The following is a 6,735-nucleotide window of genomic DNA, read 5'->3' as shown; positions in this document are numbered from 1 at the left end:
GCGTCGAAGTAGCCGATGTCGCCGGTGTCGAGCCAACCCCCGCGCAGCACCTTGGCGGTGAGCTCGGGCTGCTTCCAGTAGCCGGCCATCAGCGTCCCGGAGCGGACGTGGATCTCGCCCTGCTCCCCGGCGGGCAGCACGGTGCCGTCGGCGGTGCGGATCTGCACCTGGACGCCCGGCAGGGGGCGGCCCACCGGCACCTGGCCGCCGTGGCCGGTGCGGTCGTGCTCGTGCGGGCCCAGGACGGCGATGTTCTGGGCTTCGGACATGCCGTAGCCGCCGACCAGGACGGGCCCGAACGCCTTGAGGGCCTCGCGGATCCGGGCCGGGGAGGCGGCGCAGCCGCCGTAGGAGAGTCGGCGCAGGCTGGACAGGTCGGTGCGGGCCAGGGCCGGGTGGTCGAGCAGCCGGTACAGCAGCGGGGGCAGGACGAACAGGTCGGTGATGCGTTCGCGTTCGATGGCGGCGAGGACCTCGCCGGGGTCGAAAGCGCGTTGCAGGACGACCGAGCCGCCGTGGTGCAGGGTCAGGTCGGCGAGGACGCCGGCCAGGTGGGCGAGGGGGGTGGCGGCGAGCAGCCGGGGTTTCTCGCCGGCGGGGCGGGGGTCGGCGAAGGGGAAGTCGAAGGCCCTGCGGTAGGGGCCGTGGAGGCTGAGGATGCCCTTGGGGATGCCGGTGGTGCCGCCGGTGTGGCGGATGCCGATGTCGTCGCCGGGGCCGAGGGGGACGGCCGGGTCGGTGGCGGGGTGGACGGCGGAGGCGGCGATCGCGTCCTCGCCGATCCCGGTGCCGTCGGGGCCGGGGCCGGGGCCGAGGGTGAGGACGGTCGGGACGTCGATCAGCGGCAGCAACTCGGCGGCTCCCGCGTACCGTTCGGCGTCGACGAGGAGCACGGTGGTGTCCACGCTGGCCACGATCTCGGCCAGCACGGGCGCGCCCATCCCGTCGTACAGGTTGACCACCCGGGCCCCGGCCAGCCCGGCCGCGTAGCGGGCGGCGAGGGCCTCGGGGGTGTTGCCGGTGAGCAGGGTGACGGTGGTGCCGCGACCGGCGCCACGGGCGACGAGCTCGTGGGCGAGGCGGTAGGCGGTGGCGGCGAAGTCGCCGGCGGTGATCTCGACGCCGTCGGCGGAGGTGATGGCCCGCCGCTCGGGGTGCGAGGCGAGGGAGCGCAGAATCAGGGCGGGGGCGCTGACGAACTCCGGGGCGCTGTCGGCCGCTTGTGCTGCGGAGGGGGCAACCATGGTTCCCCACCCTAGCCCCGGCCCTGCCGTGTCCCGGCGTGCGTGCGCAAAACCGGGGTGCGGGCGGCGCCCGGGTCCCGGCACACTGTGCCGATGATCACCGACCACTGGCCGTTGAAGGGCCTGCGCGTGAACACGCCGCGTCTGGAACTGCGCCTGCCCGGCGAGGACGAGCTGTCCGAGGTCGCGGACCTCGCCGCGCGCGGGGTCCACCCGCCCGACCAGCGGCCCTTCCTCACCCCCTGGGGCGAACTGCCGCCCGCCGAACGGGCCCGGCACGTCCTGCAGATGCACTGGCGGCGGATGGGACGCTGGACGGCGCAGCACTGGGCGCTGGACCTGGTGGCCTTCCACGAGGGGCGGCCGGTCGGCGTCCAGGACATGCGGGCCCAGGAGTTCGCGGTGCGGCGCGAGATCACCTCCGGTTCGTGGGTGGGCCTGGAGCACCAGGGCCGGGGGCTGGGCACCGAGATGCGCGCGGCGATGCTCCACCTGGCGTTCGCTGAGCTGGGCGCGCGCTCGGCGACGTCAATGTCCTTCGCCGACAACCACTCCTCCCTCGCGGTCTCCCACAAGCTCGGCTACCGCGACGACGGCATCACCCTCGACGTCCTCGACGGCCACGTGGTGGAGACCCGGCGCCTGCGCCTGGACCGCGACCACTGGCAGGGCCCGCCCGTCCCCGTCACCGTCACCGGCCTCACCCCCGCCTGCCGCACCCTCTTCGGCGCCGACACCCCACCCTCCTGACCCTCTGCAAGGCCCGTGCACGGGCTACCGCCGAAAGGGCCCTGCCCTCCCGTACGGGTGCAGAACCGAACCCCGCACGAAAAGTCGACCCAGCCGACGTTCTGTCCGCAGGCGCCCCCAGTCGTACGGTCCCGTGCAGGTTGCGGGTGCCGGTGTGGATCGGGGCGTGGGGGCGGGTGGAGTGGGCGGGTGCCCGTGCGGGCCTGCGGGGTCAGGGGGTCGCGGGGAGGGCAGTGAGGGTGGGGGCGAGGGGGTCCAGGGTGTGGAGCACGTGGATGCCCTCGGCGACCGGGGTGGTGGTGGCGGCGCGGTCGAGCCAGAAGGCGTGGAGGCCGGCGGCGTGGGCGCCTTCGGCGTCGAGGGTGTAGTTGTCGCCGACGTAGGCGACTTCGTGCGGGGGCAGGCCCAGGGCGGTGCAGCCGGCGTGGAAGATGCTGGGGGCGGGTTTGGCCTCGCCGTGCTGGTCTGAGCAGACGATGACGTCGCCGAAGTGGTCGAGCAGGCCGATGGCGCGCAGTTTGCGGCGCTGGTGGTCGGTGTCGGAGTTGGAGACGATGCCCAGGCGGTAGTGGGGGGCGAGGCGGCGCAGGGTGGGTTCGGCGTCGGGGAAGGCCCGCCAGGCGGCGTCGCGGTGGGTGGCGTAGCCGTCGAACCAGGCACCGGCCTGTTCGTCGGTGAGGTGTTCGGCGCCGTCCTGGCCGAGGTGGGCGAGGAAGCGCCGGGTGCGTTCGTACTGCTGGCCTCGCATGGTGAGTTCCCGGGCGAGGTAGCGGGCGTAGCTGTGCTCCATGACGGCGCGCCACAGGTCCAGGGCGGCCCGCGGGGTGGGGAACCGTTCCAGCAGGCCGACGTCGCGCAGGTGGGCGAGGATGCCCGCCTCCTCCGAGTGGGTGTAGTCGAACAAGGTGTCGTCGACGTCGAAGAGCACGCCCCTGATCGGCATGGACCGTTTCCTTTCCGTGTGCCCGCGGTGCGTCCCGCACCCTACGCGGCGGGTGGGGGGTGGTCGGGCGAGGGGGGGTGATGAACCCAGCCCTCGGGCGGTGCCCCTCAGGCGCCGGCCGCCACCGCACCCGCGCCCGCGCCCACGTCCGCCACCGCCGCCGACTGCGGGGCGGAGGCGAGGAGGGCGTCGAGCAGCCCTGGGAAGCGGGCGTCGAGGTCGGCGCGGCGCAGGCTGACGAAGCGGTTGCGGCCGGCGACCCGGGTGGTGGTGACGCCGGCTTCGCGCAGGACGCGCATGTGGTGGGAGACGGTCGACTTGTGGAGGTGGTCCAGGCCCAGGCCGCGGGGGTCGCAGGAGTGTTCGGCGCCGTCGGCGTAGCTGAGCAGCAGGCGCATCCGCACGGGGTCGCCGAGGGCGTGCAGGACCGTGACGAGGTCGATGTCGGCGGTGGGGGGCTGGGGCAGCCGCTCGTCGTCGGTCATGGGGTGGACTCCGGTCCTCGGGGTTCCCGCGCAGGGGGCGGGCGACAGCAGGGATGGTTTGACAATCATCCACCAATCCCCGATTGTTTGGCGAGTATCCAACTGTTGCATATTCGTCCAACAGTCCACACAATCCGCCCCGGGGGGCTCTCCGTGCCCGTACGCCTACTCCTGCTCGCCCTCGGCACCTTCGCCATGGGCACCGACTCGATGGTGGTCGCCGGCATCCTCGGCCCCATCGCCGCCGACCTGCACGTGTCGGTGGGCGCCGCCGGCCAGCTCGTCACCGTCTTCGCGCTCGGCTACGCCCTGCTGGCCCCGCCGCTGGCCGCCGCCACCGCCCGCTGGCCGCGCCGGCGCCTGCTGCTGACCGCGCTCGCCGTCTTCAGCGCCGCCAACGCCCTCAGCGCCCTCGCCCCCAGCTACCCCCTCCTGCTGGCCACCCGGGTACTGGCCGCCGCCGGCGCCGCCCTCTACACCCCCACCGCCAACGCCGTGGCCACCACCCTGGTCAGCCCCGAGCGTCGCGGCCGGGCCCTGGCCACCGTGCTGGGCGGCATGACGGTGGCCACCGCGCTGGGCGTGCCGCTGGGCACCTGGGTGGGACGCACCGACTGGCGCCTGACGATGTGGCTGGTCACCGCCCTCGGCCTGGCCGCACTCGCCGGACTGGCACTCCTGCTGCGCGACCTGCCCGCCCCCGCCGCCGCCCCCACCCTCACCGCCCGCCTGGCCCCGCTCGCCTCACGCCGCGTCCTCGGCGCCGCCGCGACCACCCTGACCTTCTTCCTCGCCTTCCAGAGCGTCTACATCTACCTCGCCACCGCCGTCCACGGCGCCACCGGCGGCGATGCCGACAGGCTCAGCCTCATCCTGCTCACCACCGGCGTCCTCTCGGTGGCCGGCAGCTGGCTGGGCGGACGTCTCGTCGACCGCGCCGGGGTGCGCGCCGTCCTGCTGACCGGCTCCGCCGTCGCCGCCTGCGCCTTCACCGCCCTGCCCTGGCTCGGGCGCAGCATGCCCGGAGCACTCGCGTACGCGGTCGTCGTCCCCCTGGCCGGATGGGCCGTATCCGTCGCACTGCCGCACCGCCTCGCCTCGATCGACCCGGCGAACGCGCCCCTGCTGATCTCGCTCAACAGCAGCGCCCTCTACCTCGGCACGGCCGCCGGAGGCATCGCCGGATCAGCCGCCATCACACTGCTGGGCACGCGCTGGTTCCCCCTGGCCGCAGCCGTACTCGCCCTCGCGGCCTGCGCGACCGCCGCGGCCACCACCCGCGACCAGCGCGCCCGCTCCCGTACGGCGACGCCGGCTCCGGCCCGGTCCTGAACGCCCAGCCCACACCGAGAACCCCCACGAGCCGCGTACGGGCCGGAACAGCGGCAAACAGGTGGGGCCGGGGTGCGAAACCCCGGCCCCACCCCGCCCCACCCCGTGCCCGGAGCCCGTCAGGCCCCGAGCACGTCGCCGACCAGGGCGCGGGCCTCCTCCTGCACCCGGGCCAGGTGCTCGGCGCCCAGGAACGACTCCGCGTAGATCTTGTACACGTCCTCCGTGCCCGAGGGCCGGGCCGCGAACCAGGCGTTGTCCGTGCACACCTTGAGGCCGCCGATCGCCGCCCCGTTGCCCGGCGTGTGCGAGAGCACCGCGGTGATCTTCTCCCCGGCCAGCTCGCCGGCGGTGACCTGCTCGGGCGCCAGGCGGGCCAGGCGGGCCTTCTGCTCGCGGTCGGCGGGGGCGTCGACGCGGGCGTAGGACGGATCGCCGTGGCGGGCCGTCAGCTCGCGGTAGTGGGCGCTGGGGGTGGCGCCGGTGACGGCGGTGATCTCGGCGGCGAGCAGGGCGAGCAGGATGCCGTCCTTGTCCGTCGTCCACACCCCGCCGTCGCGGCGCAGGAAGGAGGCGCCGGCGCTCTCCTCACCGCCGAAGGCGATCGACCCCTCCAGCAGGCCGTCGACGAACCACTTGAAGCCGACCGGGACCTCCAGCAGGGTGCGGCCGAGGTCGGCGGCGACCCGGTCCAGCATCGACGAGGACACCAGGGTCTTGCCGACGGCCGCGTCGCCCGGCCAGTCGGCGCGGTGACGGTAGAGGTAGTCGACGGCCACCGCCAGGTAGTGGTTGGGGTTCATCAGCCCGCCGTCGGGGGTGACGATGCCGTGCCGGTCGGCGTCCGCGTCGTTGCCGGTGGCGATGGCGTACTCGTCCTTGCGGCCGATCAGGGAGGCCATCGCGGCCGGGGAGGAGCAGTCCATGCGGATCTTGCCGTCCCAGTCCAGCGTCATGAACCGCCAGGTCGGGTCGGTGACCGGGTTGACCACGGTGAGGTCCAGCCGGTGGGACTCGGCGATGCGCGCCCAGTACGCCACCGAGGCGCCGCCCAGCGGGTCGGCGCCGATCCGCAGCCCGGCCGCCCGCACCGCGTCCAGGTCCAGCACCGCGGGCAGGTCCTCGACGTAGGCACCCAGGAAGTCGTACCGCCCGGTGGTCGCCGCCGCCAGCGCCCGCGCGTAGGGGACCTTCTTGACCCCGCGCAGGCCCTCGCGGATCAGCTCGTTGGCACGGTCCTGGATCCAGCCCGTCGCCTCCGACCCCGCCGGGCCGCCACTGGGCGGGTTGTACTTGAAGCCGCCGTCCCGCGGCGGGTTGTGCGAGGGGGTGACGACGATGCCGTCCGCCAGCGCCTGGGGGCTGCGCCGGTTGTGCGCCAGGATCGCGTGCGAGACCGCCGGCGTCGGCGTGTAGCCGTCGGCGGTGTCGATCAGCACCTGTACGCCGTTGCCCGCCAGCACCTCCAGCGCCGTCACCTTCGCCGGCTCGGAGAGCGCATGGGTGTCCGCGCCCAGGAACAGCGGGCCCGTGACCCCATGCTCGGTCCGGTACTCGCAGATCGCCTGTGTGGTCGCGGCGATGTGGTCCTCGTTGAACGCCGCGTCCAGGGAGGACCCCCGGTGCCCCGACGTCCCGAACGCCACCCGCTGCGCCACCTCCTGCGGGTCGGGGTGCAGCGCGTAGTACGCCGTCACCAACCGCGCCACATCCACCAGATCACCCGGCTGCGCCGGCAACCCGGCCCGTTCGTGTCCCATCCGCCCACTCCCGCCGAAATCCCACTACGTACCCGCGAAACGAACCCGCCCCGCGCTCACCGATCGTAGCCAGAACACGACCCCGCCCCGAACCGTACGGGCCATGCCAGGACACCCACGGGACGGGAACCGGAAGGAGACGGGCGGGACGGTCGGGAGCAGGGAGAACCGGGCGGGCGGGAGAGGCGGAAGGGTCGGTCCGGAGAACCGGGAGGGCCGGG

General features: G+C 74.2%; 6 protein-coding genes. 2 read left to right on the top strand and 4 right to left on the bottom strand.

Annotated elements, in window-relative coordinates:
* Positions 1-1,244, bottom strand: a 1,244-nt coding sequence (locus ACZ4W5_RS19265; protein ID WP_465655715.1) for an AMP-binding protein, incomplete at its 3' end; no start/stop codon positions are given.
* A gap of 93 nt (positions 1,245-1,337) precedes the next feature.
* On the opposite strand from ACZ4W5_RS19265, the gene ACZ4W5_RS19260 reads away from it, so the two are divergent.
* A complete protein-coding gene (locus ACZ4W5_RS19260; RefSeq protein WP_360229490.1) occupies positions 1,338-1,994 on the top strand; it encodes a GNAT family N-acetyltransferase in 657 nt (218 codons plus the stop codon).
* Positions 1,995-2,205: 211 nt separating this feature from the next.
* Here the strand turns inward: ACZ4W5_RS19260 and ACZ4W5_RS19255 are convergent, their stop codons facing one another.
* On the bottom strand, positions 2,206-2,937 hold the full coding sequence (locus ACZ4W5_RS19255) for an HAD family hydrolase (RefSeq protein WP_465655714.1): 732 nt from the start codon (positions 2,935-2,937) through the stop codon (positions 2,206-2,208).
* Positions 2,938-3,044: 107 nt separating this feature from the next.
* Positions 3,045-3,422 (bottom strand): ArsR/SmtB family transcription factor, encoded by a 378-nt coding sequence (locus tag ACZ4W5_RS19250; RefSeq protein WP_360229486.1) that lies wholly within the window; start codon positions 3,420-3,422, stop codon positions 3,045-3,047.
* Positions 3,423-3,575: 153 nt separating this feature from the next.
* Here ACZ4W5_RS19250 and ACZ4W5_RS19245 point away from each other — a divergent pair, with 153 nt between their 5' ends.
* Entirely contained in the window at positions 3,576-4,754 is a 1,179-nt protein-coding gene (locus tag ACZ4W5_RS19245; protein ID WP_465655712.1) for an MFS transporter, read from the top strand.
* Between the two features lie 119 nt (positions 4,755-4,873).
* On the opposite strand, the gene pgm is transcribed toward ACZ4W5_RS19245, so the two are convergent.
* Positions 4,874-6,514, bottom strand: a complete 1,641-nt coding sequence (pgm, locus tag ACZ4W5_RS19240; RefSeq protein WP_465655710.1) for a phosphoglucomutase (alpha-D-glucose-1,6-bisphosphate-dependent) — start codon at positions 6,512-6,514, stop codon at positions 4,874-4,876.
* Positions 6,515-6,735 lie beyond the last annotated feature (221 nt).

The sequence above is a fragment of the Kitasatospora sp. NPDC029367 genome (assembly GCF_055569135.1).
The sequence above is the reverse complement of the archived record's forward strand: the minus strand, read 5'-3'. Positions and strand labels throughout refer to the sequence as shown.